This window comes from Chryseobacterium hagamense (genome assembly GCF_007991455.1).
Lineage (GTDB): Bacteria > Bacteroidota > Bacteroidia > Flavobacteriales > Weeksellaceae > Chryseobacterium > Chryseobacterium hagamense.
In genome coordinates, this window is record NZ_BJYJ01000009.1 from 40130 (window position 1) to 56470 (window position 16341).

The window sequence follows — 16341 nt, forward strand, 5'->3', positions numbered from 1 at the left end:
TATCTTAAAATGATGATTTAATTTTACTGAATATAGAATTAAAATTTAATGAAGATTACCATAAAAAAGCCGCTCAAAAGAGCGGCTTATATAAGTGAAATGAAGTCAGGAATTATTTGCCTTCTTCCATTTTTCTTTTCAATTCTGCCAATGCATCGATATCTCCAAGAGTTGATCTTTCTTCATTGTTTGAAGAAGACGACATATTGTTATTGTTAGATCTGTTGTTAGAAGATTCTCTCATGTTTTTCTTCTCTTCATCTCTGAAGATTCCTGTGTGAGAAACGACTACTCTTTTGAATTCTTTGTTGAACTCAATTACTTTGAAGTCAGCTTCTTCACCTTTTTTGATTTTAGATCCGTCTTCTTTCTCTAATAATCTTGAAGGGCAGAATGCTTCAACCTCAGCATCTTCAAACTGTACGGAAGCACCTTTATCGTGTACTTCTACCGCTTTACCGGCGTGGATGGTTCCTTCAGCATACTTCGTTTCGAATGCATCCCAAGGGTTGTCAGTCAGTTGTTTGTGACCTAAAGATAATCTTCTAGCCTGGATGTCCAGTTCAAGAACGATAACATCTAATTTATCACCAACTGCACAGAACTCAGACGGGTGCTTGATTTTCTTGGTCCAAGAAAGATCAGAGATGTAGATTAATCCGTCGATTCCTTCTTCCAATTCTACGAATACACCGAAGTTAGTGAAGTTTCTTACCGTTCCTACATGCTTGGATCCTACCGGATACTTCGCTTCGATATTTTCCCATGGATCTTTGCTCAATTGCTTGATACCCAAAGAAATTTTACGGTCTTCTCTGTCTAAGGTAAGTACTTCAGCTTCCACTTCATCACCTACTTTTACGAAGTCACCTGCAGATCTCAGGTGTGTAGACCAGGACATTTCAGAAACGTGGATCAGACCTTCAACACCCGGAGCAATTTCTACGAATGCACCATAGTCAGCAAGAACCACTACTTTTCCTTTTACTCTGTCGCCCACTTTCATGTCAGCAGAAAGAGCATCCCAAGGATGAGCCTCTAATTGCTTCATACCCAACTGGATTCTTGTTTTCTCATCATCAAAATCAAGGATAACCACTTTTACAGTCTGTCCGTCCTCAAGGATCTCAGACGGGTGGTTCACTCTAGACCAGGAAAGGTCTGTAATGTGGATCAATCCGTCAACACCTCCTAAGTCGATGAATACCCCGTAAGAAGTAATATTCTTAACGGTTCCTTCAAGAACCTGTCCTTTTTCAAGCTGCGCGATGATTTCTTTTTTCTGACCTTCGATATCTGCTTCGATCAATGCTTTGTGAGATACCACTACGTTTTTGAACTCCGGGTTGATTTTCACAACTTTGAACTCCATAGTTTTTCCTACGAACTGATCGTAATCTTTGATTGGCTTAACGTCGATCTGAGAACCTGGTAAGAATGCTTCGATTCCGTGTACGTCCACGATCATCCCTCCTTTGGTTCTTGATTTTACAAAACCGTTTACGATTTCACCTGTTTCGTGAAGCTCGTTTACTTTATCCCAAGCTTTAAGCGTTCTTGCTTTTCTGTGAGATAACTGCAATTGTCCGGTTTTGTCTTCTCTCCGGTCTACCATTACTTCTACTTCGTCTCCTACTTTAAGACCCTGGTTGTAACGGAATTCGTTAAGAGAAATAACACCTTCGGATTTGAAGTTGATGTCTACGATCGCTTCCTTGTCGGTTAATCTTACCACTTTACCAACCAATACGTCGTTATCGTCAAGGTTGTTTAAAGATCCGTTGTAGATTTCTTCAAGATCGCTTTTTTCTTTTCTCGCATCTGCATCAAGACCAGATTCGAAAGAATCCCAGTCAAATTGTTCCGGTGCTACGTTTTGGTTTAATAAAACCTCTGCTGAATTTGTCTCTTTTGACATTTTCTGATAAAAATTTGTATTCCTTCTCTTTTAACGGTTTGAATAAATGCGGGTTAAAAAATACGGAAGTAATTAATTGTAAGTTGTTTACTTTTCAAACCTGGCTACCCCAAAAGTGGGTGCAAAGATAATGAATTTTAACGACAATACCTAAAATTATTAAACATCAGATCATTACAGAAATCAGATAGCCAAAGTTTCATCCAAAATTCTTTTAAACTCATTTTCATTTCCATAATTATAAAAAGGAACGGCTTTAATTAAATAATGATCCGTGTGGATTTCTATCGCTTTATGTTCGCGTTCAATCTCCTTTAAGAAATTTTCTTTCCATTGATCATATCCTGTCAGATATACCCCTTTCGGCTCAATGAAAACCTGATAGGTCAATTGCTGATCTTCCCGCCGGCTGCAAAACAGGATAAAATCAGGTTCAAAAGCGCGGCCCTTCTTATCGTAGATCTTAATTTCCCTTTCATTACGGATCAGATGAATATGATGCAGCTTCTGATTCAGGCTTTCGAACCTCCTGGCAAACAATTCAACAAATTTTTTCTCTTCCGTTGTTCCGTAATTTGCATTGTAGGCATACCAGGATTCATTTGAAAGCAGATCTTCCTGGCCTTCTGACCTGGGACTGCCCTTGCCGACTCTGATCTCCTTATCTCTAAAAACCTGACGGATGAGCTGCGGATAAAATCCCGATCCTTCAAATTCAGCGGTATTGCTTTTGATTTCCGTTTCTATATTATGTAATAAACCGGTAAGTGCACGGAGATAATCGGAATGGGAAATTTCCTGCAGACGAACTTCGGTTCCCAGAAATGTTACGGCCAAGGCTCCTAAATACTCTTTACTGATCATAAAATCCCTTATCGACATCAGGTTCGGAAAGTAACGGCATAGATTTGCAAAATAATAAAAAGGATTCCGGCTCAAAGCAGATCTTAAAACATTTGCCGGAATATCTCTGATGCTGATATCTTTAAGTTTCATGTTGTGATCACATGAAACAGGATTTTCCTCATCAAGGAATACGCCTGAAACACTTCCTCCGCCTGATGACAGCCGGTACCGGAAATTGGTTTTGGTGATTCCCATATCGTCGATTGATTTTACATGGGCAAAGCTTTTGGGTATTTTCCTATTGGAAAATATAACGCCTTTCTGATACAGTTCAGATGATTTAAAGGTTGGTTTTAAAATTAATTTCTTTGTTTCAAGCTTAGCTTCGTCCTCGTAAATTCCGGATTCCACCAAAGCTCTTTTGAGCTCCGAGATATAACGGCTGTCTTCTTTGGTATGATAATAAAGTTCTTCAAGAACCTTTAGGTCATTTGAAACGTCATCATCATATTTCCGGACGTATAATTCATCTCCCTCTTTTAATGCAAAAGGAAAATACCGTGCCCCTCGCCCGATAAGCTGGGCCTCGGATAAAGTGGTCTTTCCGGGTTTTCCGTCTCTCCCGTCGCGGTCTTCATATAATCTTACGATATCGAACAGATTAAGCACATCCCAGCCTTCATTCAGCTTCTGAACGGCAAATACTGCACGGACAGGATTTTTCTCATCTTCCAGGGTGTTCAGTAAAATCTGGTTCTTCTCTGCTTCTGCATCATGATTTGCACTTAGACAATTTTCTTCCCTGAAATCAGACTGTATCCGGCAGGCGATGTCTTTTAGTGAAATATTTCGTTTATCGAAAAACTGAAAAGCCTTTTGAACCACCGGCACTGTAGATGTTTTTCTGATATGCTCCACCATTGTTTCGGAAAAATCCCTGATCAGGATATGAAAATTTTCTTTATTGATCTCGGATTCCCTGATGGTTCTTTTCGCTTTAAAAAGAATTACCGGTTTCAGATTGATCTGATGAAAAGCCGCGAGCTCCTGGCGGTACAAATTAAGAACCAATGCCTGGATCATCCGGTCCCTTTCATCATACATCGAACGGACGAGGTGGATTTCTTTTGAAAACTTATCTCTCCGGAATTGGGCAAGATCATATTTGTAGATCACTTTATCTCTGTACTTATCTACAATCTGCCGGCTTTCATAATCCAGCGTGGCGGTAAACTCAAGAAGAACATTATTAAAATTCCGGTGGAGCACCTGAAGAACGGTTTCTTCCCAGCTTCCGAAAAGATGGCCTCTTTTTGTACCGCTGTTCAGGTGGTGGGCTTCATCGGCAATGAGTACCAGTTCTTTATTCTTAAAATCTTCAAAAGTAATGCTGTTTTCTTTGGTATTATTCAGATCGGTATGAAGCTGCTGAATGGTGGTAAATTTTATATTGATATTTTCCCGGTCGGATTCGTCGAAGTTATCAACGGTCTTAATTAAAACTTCTTTACCGTCAATCACAATCTTTTCCCGGAACAGGTATTTTGAAGTCTGCGGGCTCAGGAAATTATCTTTTGTCTTCTGAATGATGTTATTGCTGTTGACAAAGAACAAAAAATTCCGGTAGCCTTTGGCGTAAAGGTGAAGCATCAGACCGGCCATGACCATGGTTTTACCGCTTCCGGTGGCCATGTTATACAGAAGATGCAGTGGTTTTTCCGGTTTTCCTTCAAAACTTTCCTGTTCCGTATATAAATACCTCCGGAATGCTTCTTCCTGGTACGGACGGATGCCGAATTTAAGATTATCCGTAATTTCATTAGGTATGCTTACCTGAGATAAAGCTTTTTTCGCAAAAGGATTATTAAAAAGTTCGTGTAAAAATTCCATGGCTTTAGTTTTTGATCTTATAAAATGCTTTCGTCACTTTTTGTTCCTCCTCTGTACATTCAAAACCGGCATCGTTAAGGGACGAAAGATTGACGTACAGCTGGTTTTTGTCCAGCAATTCACAGAAATGCTTCTTTTGCTCTTTGAGGGAAAGTTTCTTAAAATCTTCAAGATGCTGTTCCTGCCTTTTAATATCGATGTTATAATTCAGGAAGGATTTCTCTTTCATTTCCTCCCAGATGGCCAGAAGCTCTTCTGTATCGGTGGCTTCTTCAATCTTTTCCAGAAAAATCTGGTTGTATTTTTTGAGTTCGAAGTAAATGAAATTTCCTACATTGTTTTGTTCAATTACACTTTGCACTCGTTTATTTGTAACAGTTTCCACATAATTCATCTGTTCGCACAAAATAAATTGCCTGGTTCCGCCATCTTTTTTATTGATTTCTAAAACGGCGTGTGCTGTTGTTCCACTTCCTGCATGATAATCTAAAATAATAGCTTCTTTATCATTTCCAACTAATGCATAAATACAATCTCTTACATTATATAATGATTTTGGGAAGCTGAATTTGTTATTTGGCACAAGCTTATTCACAATCTTTGTTCCGTATTCATTTGCATCATATTTTGGGTCAATCCAAACTGTTTTATATTGCCCAAAATTTTTCCCAATTTCAATATCCCATTGCCCGCTCTTTTTCCTTGCACGAAGCAAGTGCTTTACCGCTTCAACTGATTGTCTCGCATATCGCCATTTTCGCTCTACATTATTATTATCAATAGGATAAATATAAATCAAATCATTACGTAACAATTCTCTTTTTTCTGGGTGGAAATTATCTTCTGAAACCTGGCCAAAACCAACAATTTCGGATGTTTTTGGATTCACAATTATTGGATAAAAACAATTTCTTGCATCACTTCTTAAACTTTCTCCACCCCAATTTCTTAGATTAGAATAATCAATTTCACTTTCATCAATTATTCTATTTCCAATTAGTTTTTTTCCTTTTGGAAAAACAAAAAAAACATATTCGTGAGTGTATGAGAAATTTGTTCCTTGTACACCTCTTGGATTGTGAACTATGGTTACACAATGAACTTCATAATCTTGAAATAAATCTTTTAATAATACTCCTAAATGAGGTTGTTCATTTTCATCAATAGCAACTATTAAAGCACCATCTTTACTTAATAATGATTTTGCAGCTTCTAAACGATTGTACATAAATGTAAGCCAAGTTGAACGCTTAAAATTATTGTTATAGGTAAATGTATCACCCATCCCGCCAGTATTATAAGGCGGATCGATGTAAATCAGCTTTACTTTTCCGGCAAATTCTTTTTTCAGGGAGTGCAGAGCGAGTAGATTGTTTCCTTTGATGATCAGGTTGTCGGTGATGGTGCCGTTCTCGTTCCTGTTGAAACAGTCGAACTCCTGTTCACCGCTGGCATCAAAACGTTTGGCATTGGTCAGTACTTTCGGATCCAGCAGTTCGGTGATTTCATCCTGGGCCAGGGTTTCATTAAAGAATATTTCTTCGCGCCGGTCTTCTTCCCGGCTCTGTCCGCCTTCCAGAATGCAGTCTTTGAAAGGCCATACCAAAGCGACTTCGTTCCGCTGTTTCAGGTATTGCCCGTCTACCGTTAAGCCTATTTTATTTTTAAATTGGGTATAGCTGTCGTTGAGATAGTTTTTCTGTTCCAGAAAATGGATAAAAAGACTTTGCTTAAAAACGAAGACCTCTTTTATTTTTATGAAAAACTTTTCTTTTAAATCGGGATCCTCCAACAGCAATCCGATAAGTTCTTCATCAAGGTTCTGTGCTTTGCTGAGCACCACCCATTTTTTAATATCTCCGTTATCCGACATATAGTTCGGTTCTTTTCTGAACTGCTTTTCGAGGGTTTGGTAAAGTTTCATGGTTATTGCTTTTTTTAAATTTCCTGCTTCAAAACTATCACCAAAAACCGGCCTCTCATTACGGCTTCCCGTAAAACACCAAACCGTTAATATAAAATTTTGAATTTCTTCATTACCTTTGCAGCATGGAATTAGAATCAATTTATAAGAAACTGCAGATTCAGGAGATGAACCAGATGCAGAAATCTACCTATAAAACAACGGAAAACAATCAGGATGTCGTGCTGCTTTCGCCTACGGGTTCAGGGAAAACGCTGGCTTTTCTGTTTCCGGTGCTCCGGAATCTTAAAAAAGAGATGCCGGGCATTCAGACCCTGATCTTAATTCCTTCAAGAGAATTGGGTCTGCAGATTGAGCAGGTCTTCAAATCGATGGGAACTGATTTCAAAGTTTCGGTCTGCTATGGAGGTCACGATAAAAAAATTGAAGTGAATAATCTCATTCAGGCCCCGGCCGTTTTGATCGGAACGCCCGGAAGAATTGTCTACCATTTAAGAAACAACAATTTCGACCCCACAACGATCCGGACGCTGGTCCTGGATGAATTCGACAAGGCACTCGAACTGGGTTTTCATAAAGACATGGAATTCATCTCCGATTCTTTAAAAAATATTTCACAAAGAATTCTGACTTCCGCAACAGCGATGGATGAAATTCCTGAATTTACCGGATTGAAAAATGAAAAAGTGGTTGACTTTTTAAAACTGGCCGAAGCAAGACCTGATATCCAGTTAAAAAAAGTAATGACGGTTTCCGAAGAAAAACTGGATACTTTATTTAATCTCATCTGTAAAATCGGGAATAAAAGAACATTGATTTTCTGTAATCACCGGGACGCGGTTGACCGTATTTCAGAGCTTTTGCGCGAAAAAGGAATCGACAGGGAAACCTTCCACGGCGGAATGGAACAGGATGAGAGAGAACGGGCCCTGCTGAAATTCAAAAACGATTCGTCCAGGATTTTAGTTACCACCGACCTGGCTTCAAGAGGCCTGGATGTTCCGGAGGTGGAATCGATCGTCCATTACCAGTTGCCGTACAAGGAAGATGCTTTTATTCACCGTAACGGCCGTACCGCCAGGATGAATGCCAAAGGTTTTGCCTACCTGATCATGACTGCGGAAGAAAATTTCCCTTTCATTAAAAATGATACTCCTGAAGAAAGTGTGGCCGGGTTTACTCAGGTTCCTGAAAAACCGTATTTCCAGACCCTTTACATCAGTGCCGGGAAAAAAGATAAGGTGAATAAGGTGGATATTGTAGGCTATCTGATGAAAAAAGGCGAACTTCAGAAAGAAGAACTGGGCCTGATCGAAGTAAAAGATACGACTTCTTACGTTGCAGTTTCCAGAAACAAAGTGAATGCCCTTCTGAAAAAGCTTTCCCAGGAAAAGCTGAAAGGCAAAAAGGTGAAAATGGAAGTGGCCTATTAAGGGTGAGATCTGGATTAAGGCTGAGATAATGATGAACTTATTCCCAGCCTTTGTCTGAACCTGAATCTATTTCACTGCTTTTACTTTGGTAGGCAAAATATATACGGATTTGCTCGCCGTAATAAACAGGACATCATGGTCTTTTCCTCCGAAAGTCACATTCCCCGTCCAGTCTTCATCAATAGGAATGTGGTAAATCTTTTTTCCTTCCTTATTGAAAACATGAACGCCTTTTCCCGTAAGATATACATTGCCGTGTTTATCCATTGTCATCCCATCCGAGCCCATTTCGCAGAACAGCTTTTTCTCCGACAGTTTTCCTTCCCCTAAAATATCATACACATACGTCTTTCCGGCGTCGATATCGGAAACATACAGTTTGCTGAACTTATGGCTTCCGATGATTCCGTTCGGCTGGGTAAAGGTTTCGATTTTGGTAACCTTCCCTTCTTTGCTTCGGTAATATAAACTTTTATGCGGGGTTTCATGTTTGAAATCCACCCAGTAACCCCTCTCATAGAGAGGATCGGTGAAATACATTCCCCCGAATTTATCGTTCCAGAGGTCATTCGGGCCGTTGAGCCTTTTGCCTTCAAAATGGTTCAGCAACACTTCTACTTTCCTGTCTTTGGAGATTTTCCAGATTTCACCATGATGATCCGAGCAGGTAATCAGGTTACCGTCCTTATCGAAATGTGTTCCGTTGGCGCGTCCCGTTTTGTCCATAAACTCAATAACCTTATTGGTTTTCCAGTCCCAGTAATAAATTTTATCATTCGGCTGATCGGTAAAATAGACGTTTCCTTCCGCATCTGCTGCAGGTCCTTCCGTAAATTTAAACTGGTCCGAAATCTTCTCCGGCTTTTTATCCTCATAAAACATACTATTCGTATTTACTGATTTGCAGTTCAGTAATACTAAAACCAAACCAACAGAGCCGGCTTTCAAGACATTTTTCATACCACGTTATTTTTAAAGGGTACAATTTACGACATGCAGGAAAAGATTCAAAGTTTATTTTCTCAGTTTGATCAATTCAAATTAAAATTCAGAATGTCCGGATTATCCTATTTCAGAAGCAGATCCTGTTAGTGCAGCATTTATTTAATTCAGAGCTTTGCGGGACGGAAAGTACAGGGATACTTTCAAGACTGAAATTTAAAAAATGAGAATTTGCTTCATCTGTTGAAAGCGCTCAGGAATTATCCAAAATACATACGATCATGATGAACACACCGTCCGGCAAGTTTCAGGCTCCGGAAACGCCATACGACGACTTCAGAAATTCCGTAGGAACCATGCATGAAACCGGAGAACGGAAATGGGTATATCCCCGGAAGCCGAAAGGGAAATATACCAATTACAGAAACTATGTCAGCTATCTTCTGCTTGCGTTATTCTTCGGACTTCCTTTCGTAAAAATCAATGGTAACCATTTTCTGTTGTTTAACGTTATTGACCGGAAATTTTTCATCCTCGGACAGCCCTTTTACCTGCAGGACTTTTTCATTTTAGCTTTGGGAGCCGTCACTTCGGTTATTTTTGTCATGCTCTTTACCGTGGTGTTCGGAAGAATTTTCTGTGGGTGGCTTTGTCCGCAGACCATCTTTATGGAAAGTGTTTTCAGAAAAATAGAATACCTCATCGAAGGCGACCGGAACAGGCAGATGAAGCTCGACCGTCAGGAATGGAATACTGAAAAAATAAGGAAACGGGTGATCAAATGGTCGGTCTTTGCCCTCCTGTCGGTGATCATCACCAATTTTATGTTTATGTACATTGCCGGTTACGAAGAGGTTTTTAAAATCATCATGGAAGGACCGGCCGATCATGCGCTGCAGTTTTTAGGGATGATTGCTTTTGCGGTGACCTTTTATTTTGTTTTTGCCTGGCTCCGGGAGCAAGTGTGCACGCTTGTCTGTCCGTACGGAAGGCTTCAGGGTGTTCTGATCGATAAACAGACCATCAACGTTTATTACGATTTCAAAAGAGGGGAAGGCCGCTCGAAATGGAGAAATAACGAAGACCGGAAGACGTTGGGTAAAGGCGATTGTATCGATTGCCAACAGTGTGTCGTGGTATGTCCCACCGGAATAGACATTCGGAACGGCCAGCAGCTGGAATGCGTCAACTGTACAGCCTGCATCGATGCCTGTGACGAAGTGATGGAAAAGGTCGGACTTCCGAAAGGGCTGGTCCGTTATGCTACGGAAGCAGAAATTGAAAATCAGGATACCTTCAGATTTACTTCAAGAATGAAGGCCACCACCGTGATGTTAAGTTTATTAATCGGATTCCTGGGATTCCTGATGTACGACCGCGGATCCATGGAAGCCAAATTTATCAAACCGGCAGGATCCACGTTCTTCGTTAAAAACGGGAAAATCACCAATACCTTTATCTATACGCTTTTAAACAAGTCGAATGAGCAGAAAAAGTTGACGATCAAAGTGATCGCTCCCCGACATGCGGAAATCGATTTCTTCGGTCCGGATCGGATTATTCTGAAAGGAGACCAGATTCTGAAAGGGAATATCAACATTACATTTCCCGAAAAAGAGATCCGTTTTTCGAAACAGAATATGACGATCGGGGTTTTCGATGAAAAAGGAAATATGACGGCTTCGTTCGAAACGATTTTTGAAGGCCCCTTCCAGCTGCCTTTTTAGATTCAGGATTTATATATTTTAATAAATTGCGTGGGGGTCATTCCGGATGTTTTCCGGAAGACCCTCACAAAATAGGAATATTCCTCATAGCCCAACCGGAAAGCAATTTCCACCAGGCTCTCCTCCAGATACATCAGCATTCTTTTGGCCTCCAGGATCACCCTTTCCGTAATGACGTCCGTAGCCTTCTTCCGGACCACAGTCTGAATAATACGGTTTAAATGTTTCGGGGTAACACTCAGTAAATCAGCATAAAAGGCAATGGATTTTTCCTTTGTGAAATGTTCCTCCAGCAGTCTTTCGAATTCCTGGTAATGCTTAAAATAGGAAAGACTGGCCGGCGAAGCCGGATGACCGGGATCTTTGGAAAACTGCCTGGCTGAGAGAATAAAAATCTGTGACATCAGAGCAAGCATCAGTCCGTTTTTCATCATGTGCCGGGAAAGGTATTCTTCCTGCAGGGCAACCATCAGGTTAACGGCATGGTCCAGTTCAGCAGGATCCAGCTGCAATTTCCTCGGAAAATTCACCGATCCGAAAAAAGGGAAATTCCTCAGTTTCTGATTGACATAATGCATCTCATAAAAATCCTGCAGGCAAAAGAAAATATAGCCGTCGATATCATCCGACAGTTCCCAGCTGTGGACCTGTCCGGGAGACATGAAGAATAAACTCCCCGCCGAAACCTCATATTTCTGGAAATCGATTTCATGAACTCCGCTTCCGTTGGTAAAAAGAATGGTGGCGTAAAAATCGTGGCGGTGGGCTTTTTCGATATGCCGGTGGCTGGTGGCCAAATGGTTCCGCAACGTATTGAAATAAAAATCCGGTGTATTTTTACCCTGCTGAAAAAGATCGATATGAAGAACGGAAATGGAATTCATCAGACTTATCATTTAAACCCCAAAAATAATAAAACCTAAACTGTTTTACGGAATTAAATGCCTTTCACTTCTGACCGATCAACTGAAAAACCGACTTTTAGCCTCTGTATTTTTGAGAAAATTTAAAAAATATTTATCTTTGGAGATTACGATTCCAGAAATGAAAATAAACTTACCCGATAAACTGTATTATTCCATAGGAGAAGTCGCCAAAGCTTTTGATGTAAACACTTCGCTGATACGGTACTGGGAACAGGAATTTCCGATCATTAAACCCAAAAAGAACAAAAAAGGCAACCGTTATTTTACTCCGGAGGATATCAAAAACCTCCAGATCATCTATCACCTTGTCAAAGAAAAAGGCTATACCCTCGACGGTGCCAAGATCGCCTTAACCACCAATAGCAAAATCTCCGAAACCGTTACCCTCATCGACCGGCTGGAATTCGTGAAAGCGGAACTGCTGAAATTAAAGGATTCGCTGACGGAGCGGGATGAGGAATAGTTAAAATAATTCATCCCCATCAGAAGTTTAAATTTATATTTTAAAACAAAACCAAAAACTTCTATCATAAAATAATACAATTGCAATACCCTCATTGCGAATGCTTAGTAAAATCATTAAGTTTACCGTGATGAGAAAAACCTATTATGCAAAGCTGGCCGTCGTGGGCATTCTGCTGACCGTTTTATTTACTTTCCAATATTACACAGGAAGGGATAAAGAAGACTTTTCCGGGGTGAAATTCATCACGGAGCCTCCTGCGGAAATCATCCTGACGGAATTTGATCCGAACGAGCTGGATGCCGGACAATGGCAGAATCTCGGCTTTACCGAAAGGCAGGTCGCTACCATCCTCAATTACAGGAAAGTAGTCGGCGGTAAGTTTATTTCCAAAGAGCAGCTGAAAAAATGCTTTGCCATCTCCGAAGATAAATTTTCCATCCTTGCTCCTTATGTCCTGCTGCCTGAAACCGGCCAAGCAGCTAAATCAAATCATTTCAGCAACCATGAAAAGAAAGCCATCAGCATTTCCGGAAGCTTTAATCCCGACCGTTATTCAGCTGCCGACTGGCAGAAAATGGGTTTCAGCGAAAAACAGGCTGCCGCCATCCTGAAATACAAAACATACCTGGGCGGAAGCTTTATCAGCAAAGAAAAATTCAAAGAATGTTTTATCATCAGTGACGAAAATTTCAGGAAGATCAGTCCTTATCTGCTGCTACCTGAAAAAACACCGGCCGGTTCCGGTCCTGATGGGAAGAGTATGAATTCAGGGAACCGTAAAATCCGGTATTATGCATTCGACCCGAATACCCTGGACCTGGAAGGATGGAAAGCATTCGGCTTCTCCGAAAGACAGGCACAGACCATCGTCAATTACCGTGACCGGAATTTAAAAGGAAACTTTAAGAGTGTAGAAGATCTACAGAAATGTTTTGTGATTTCACCGGAAAAATTTGCAGAGCTGAAACCGTTTATCCGCTTAAATACAGCAGATACCGCAGCCAATATTTCCCGTCAGAAGCCGGAAACCAGGCAGCAGGAAGAAACGGACTTTTCCAAAGTGGATTTAAATTCCATTACCTTCAGGCAGCTTATCGAATTCGGTTTTGATGAAAAAGCGGCGGGATCGATGATCGGCTTCCGTAAGAAGCTGGGTGGCTTTGTAACGAAGGAACAGATCCTTACCACGTATAATATTGACCCGGAACTTACAAAAAAACTGCTTTCCACAGCCCAGCTGAATACGTCGAATGTACAGAAATACACCTTGACGGAAGCTCCCGAGGAATGGCTGAAAAACCATCCCTACTTTAAATATTCTGCAGACAAAATCATCTTTTACCGGTTGAGTGAAAAGGATGAAAGGAAAATATGGAAACTGCTGAAGGTAAAACCTGAATATGAAGCCCGGATGAAACTGTATCTGAAATGAGACTCTATACCTTTTCCGGATTTCTTCCGATTAATCAAAAGTCTTGCTGGATCCTTCTACCATTTTTTTCAATGCAGAAAGTTCTTCTTCCGTAAGATCCCTCCATTTTCCGACCGGAAGATCCAGTTTAATGTTCAGGACCCGGATCCTTTTGAGTTTTTTGACTTCGTAGCCGAGGTATTCGCACATCCTGCGGATCTGACGATTGAGGCCCTGGGTCAGTACGATCCTGAAATTCATCTCATCGATTTTCTCCACTTCGCATTTTTTGGTAACGGTATCCAGGATCGGAACGCCGTTGCGCATTTTATCCAGGAATTTCGGCGTAAGCGGCTTATCGACCCTTACGATGTATTCTTTTCCATGATTATTCCTCGACCTGAGGATTTTATTCACAATATCACCGTCACTGGTTAAAAGAATCAGCCCTTCGCTCGGCTTGTCCAGCCTCCCGACCGGGAAAATTCTTTTGGGATGGTTGATGTACTCGATGATGTTGTTCTGTTCCCGCCTGGTGTCAGTAGTGCAGACGATTCCTACCGGTTTATTGAAGGCAATGTACACATGATCTTCCTCAGGCTCACGGATCGGCTTGCCATCTACTTCGATCACATCTTCGTCGGAAACCTTCGTTCCCATTTCCGGAACCTTACCGTTCATGGTAATCCTGCCTTCCTCCAGTAATTTATCCGCTGCTCTCCTTGAGCAGTAACCTACTTCCGATAAATATTTGTTGATCCTTGTCTTTTCCATTAGTCTTCCCCGTAACCGGTATAATTTTTATTGCTGAAAATAGTAATCCCGTAACTTAATCCGATAAAAAAAGGATTGGAATATCCGGTTTTATGGGATTCAAAAACGATTCCCCCTTCCTGGCTCAGCCTTTTTGAATAAGAGACCTGCATCCCGATCCGTCCGCCCCAAAGCTCGGAATCCGAAACCGTACTGTGATTAAGCTGCTTCCCGTAATTCAACTCGATAAAAAAAGGATTATCGCCCGGTGTGAATATAAACTTCGGCTGGATCATCAGGTAGACCAGATGATAATTGTTTTCTATAAAGGTATATCGGAAACCGCTTCCGAGGGCAAAGTTAGGCAAAAAATGGTAACCTCCGATCGCAGTAATTCCATAGGTAAGTTTCCGGGTGGCTTCCGGCTGGATGTACTGTGTGTTATTGGGAATCGTTTTTTCTTTAGCCACTTTAAGACCGACATGTACCGACGGATTAAAATAAAATCCCATTACAGGTTTTGAAGTCTTAGCCTCCTGTGAAAAAGCAGCGGTAAATAATGCTAAGGCAACTACTAAAAGCAGATTTTTCATGGTCTGTCAAATTTAAAATCATTATCCAAAAAGTTAGATGTCGCATTCTCAATGGTGTACTCCCCTATTTTAGTCCTTCTTAACTGGGTAAGATAGGCGCCCACTCCCAATTCCTGCCCGATATCATGCGCCAGGCTCCGGATATAGGTTCCTTTCGAGCAGCCTACGGTAAAACTTACCAGCGGAAAATCAATTACAACATTATTGATGTAGAGAATCGTGGTTTTCCTGGATTTCATTTCCACTTCCGTTCCTGCTCTGGCCAGATCATACGCTCTCTTCCCATCGATCTTAATCGCCGAAAATACCGGCGGGGTCTGATCGATTTCACCAATGAATTTTTCCAGAACAGTCTTCACCTGCTCTTCTGTAATATGCGAAATATCCTGATGAAGAATCTCAGGCTTTTCTGTATCGTACGATTCAGTCTGCACCCCGAGTTTGATCTCCGTCCGGTATTCTTTGGGAGCATCCTGGATCTCAGGGATTTTCTTCGTGAATTTCCCGCAGCATACGATTAAAAGGCCGGTTGCCCGCGGATCCAGGGTACCGGCATGGCCGATCTTGAATTTTTTCGGTAAATTAAACTCGCTCCGGAGCTTATACTTCATTTTGTTGACCGCCTGGAAAGATGTCCAATCCAGAGGTTTGTCGAGTAAAAAAACGTGTCCTGACTGTAAGTCTTCTGCTGTCATCCGGGTATGAATAATTTTGGATTATTAAATTTAGTATGCATTTAATAATTTAGTGTATTTAGTTTTAAATTAGGGTAACTGATGATTTCCGGAAAAAGGATCCGGTAGTTTTCAGGATTCTCATGGAAAAATTCAAGCCGTTCATTTATAAAAATCATTTTTTGCTCGTTGGAAAATTCCCTAAGGGGATAAAAAGCACTATATTCTCCTTCTTCACCAAAACAGCATGAATAGCTTTCTTTCACAGCAATTCCTTTATCTTTAAGTTTACGAAAAAAGGCAGCATTGCCATTATCTTTCAGATATTCGCGCTTCCTGTCCCGGGGACAGCAAACCGATCCAAATCCTTCCGCATAATAAGAGATTATCTCATTTTTGGCAACCTGATGATTTTTAAAGTTGACTGTCGGATAATCAGAGTCATTTAAAGAAATACTGTCCCATTTTATTTCATTCCTGTTGACAAAATAAAATTTATCCGTCTTCATAGGTTCTGCGCAGCCTTTTATCTTATTGGCAAAATCTCTTACACCATCATAATATTCCTTATCCGGAGCAATCAAGGTAAATTTATTAACCCTGGGTAAAAAAACTTCTTTATCAAAGAATAATTTATTAGGAAGATGAGAGGCATTATAGAAAATCAATTCTTTCCGATCATTAATTTTTATGGGAATATCAATTAAGATCAATTTGCCTGACCAAAAAACATTTTCATCTTTGATCAGGATAACCTGATCAAACACTTTATCTTTCCAGTTCTGCGCAAAAATAATTTCAGAAATGACCATAAAAAAAAGTAAATACTTTTTCATCA

13 protein-coding genes are annotated in these 16341 nt (G+C 40.6%); 4 read left to right on the top strand and 9 right to left on the bottom strand.

Annotated features, from left to right (window positions below):
* Nucleotides 1-112: 112 nt before the first annotated feature.
* The 3 genes from rpsA to CHA01nite_RS10220 all read right to left on the bottom strand — a co-directional run bounded on the left by rpsA (nucleotide 113) and on the right by CHA01nite_RS10220 (nucleotide 6719).
* Complete coding sequence (rpsA, locus tag CHA01nite_RS10210) at nucleotides 113-1918, bottom strand: 30S ribosomal protein S1 (protein WP_146941216.1); 1806 nt, start codon at nucleotides 1916-1918, stop codon at nucleotides 113-115.
* A gap of 183 nt (nucleotides 1919-2101) precedes the next feature.
* Nucleotides 2102-4654 carry a DEAD/DEAH box helicase family protein gene (locus CHA01nite_RS10215; protein ID WP_146941217.1) on the bottom strand — a complete coding sequence of 851 codons (2553 nt, stop codon included), beginning with the start codon at nucleotides 4652-4654 and terminating at the stop codon, nucleotides 2102-2104.
* 4 nt (nucleotides 4655-4658) lie between these two features.
* The gene (locus CHA01nite_RS10220) at nucleotides 4659-6719 is read right to left on the bottom strand and encodes a DNA methyltransferase (protein ID WP_146941218.1); all 2061 of its coding nucleotides are present in this window, start codon (nucleotides 6717-6719) and stop codon (nucleotides 4659-4661) included.
* Here CHA01nite_RS10220 and CHA01nite_RS10225 point away from each other — a divergent pair.
* A complete protein-coding gene (locus CHA01nite_RS10225; RefSeq protein WP_146941219.1) occupies nucleotides 6704-8011 on the top strand; it encodes a DEAD/DEAH box helicase in 1308 nt (435 codons plus the stop codon). The genes CHA01nite_RS10220 and CHA01nite_RS10225 overlap by 16 nt on opposite strands.
* Nucleotides 8012-8077: 66 nt before the next feature.
* On the opposite strand, the gene CHA01nite_RS10230 is transcribed toward CHA01nite_RS10225, so the two are convergent.
* On the bottom strand, nucleotides 8078-8893 hold the full coding sequence (locus CHA01nite_RS10230; RefSeq protein WP_228458392.1) for an SMP-30/gluconolactonase/LRE family protein: 816 nt from the start codon (nucleotides 8891-8893) through the stop codon (nucleotides 8078-8080).
* A 344-nt stretch (nucleotides 8894-9237) separates the two neighbouring features.
* On the opposite strand from CHA01nite_RS10230, the gene ccoG reads away from it, so the two are divergent.
* Nucleotides 9238-10680: a cytochrome c oxidase accessory protein CcoG gene (ccoG, locus tag CHA01nite_RS10235; protein WP_146941313.1), complete on the top strand. Its 1443-nt coding sequence runs from the start codon at nucleotides 9238-9240 to the stop codon at nucleotides 10678-10680.
* Nucleotides 10681-10682: 2 nt separating this feature from the next.
* Here the strand turns inward: ccoG and CHA01nite_RS10240 are convergent, their stop codons facing one another.
* A complete protein-coding gene (locus CHA01nite_RS10240) occupies nucleotides 10683-11564 on the bottom strand; it encodes an AraC family transcriptional regulator (RefSeq protein WP_146941221.1) in 882 nt (293 codons plus the stop codon).
* Nucleotides 11565-11724: 160 nt separating this feature from the next.
* Between CHA01nite_RS10240 and CHA01nite_RS10245 the strand changes: the two genes are divergently transcribed.
* On the top strand, nucleotides 11725-12069 hold the full coding sequence (locus tag CHA01nite_RS10245) for a MerR family transcriptional regulator (RefSeq protein WP_146941222.1): 345 nt from the start codon (nucleotides 11725-11727) through the stop codon (nucleotides 12067-12069).
* Between the two features lie 100 nt (nucleotides 12070-12169).
* The gene (locus tag CHA01nite_RS10250; RefSeq protein WP_228458393.1) at nucleotides 12170-13504 is read left to right on the top strand and encodes a helix-hairpin-helix domain-containing protein; all 1335 of its coding nucleotides are present in this window, start codon (nucleotides 12170-12172) and stop codon (nucleotides 13502-13504) included.
* Nucleotides 13505-13534: 30 nt separating this feature from the next.
* On the opposite strand, the gene rluF is transcribed toward CHA01nite_RS10250, so the two are convergent.
* The 4 genes from rluF to CHA01nite_RS10270 are packed head-to-tail and all read right to left on the bottom strand — an operon-like array spanning nucleotide 13535 to nucleotide 16339.
* Nucleotides 13535-14257: a 23S rRNA pseudouridine(2604) synthase RluF gene (rluF, locus tag CHA01nite_RS10255; protein WP_146941223.1), complete on the bottom strand. Its 723-nt coding sequence runs from the start codon at nucleotides 14255-14257 to the stop codon at nucleotides 13535-13537.
* Complete coding sequence (locus tag CHA01nite_RS10260) at nucleotides 14257-14829, bottom strand: hypothetical protein (protein WP_146941224.1); 573 nt, start codon at nucleotides 14827-14829, stop codon at nucleotides 14257-14259. The genes rluF and CHA01nite_RS10260 overlap by 1 nt, the downstream gene beginning before the upstream one ends.
* Nucleotides 14826-15524, bottom strand: a complete 699-nt coding sequence (gene truB / locus CHA01nite_RS10265) for a tRNA pseudouridine(55) synthase TruB (RefSeq protein ID WP_146941225.1) — start codon at nucleotides 15522-15524, stop codon at nucleotides 14826-14828. The genes CHA01nite_RS10260 and truB overlap by 4 nt, the downstream gene beginning before the upstream one ends.
* Before the next feature lie 41 nt (nucleotides 15525-15565).
* Nucleotides 15566-16339: a hypothetical protein gene (locus CHA01nite_RS10270; protein ID WP_146941226.1), complete on the bottom strand. Its 774-nt coding sequence runs from the start codon at nucleotides 16337-16339 to the stop codon at nucleotides 15566-15568.
* Between the last annotated feature and the right edge of the window lie 2 nt (nucleotides 16340-16341).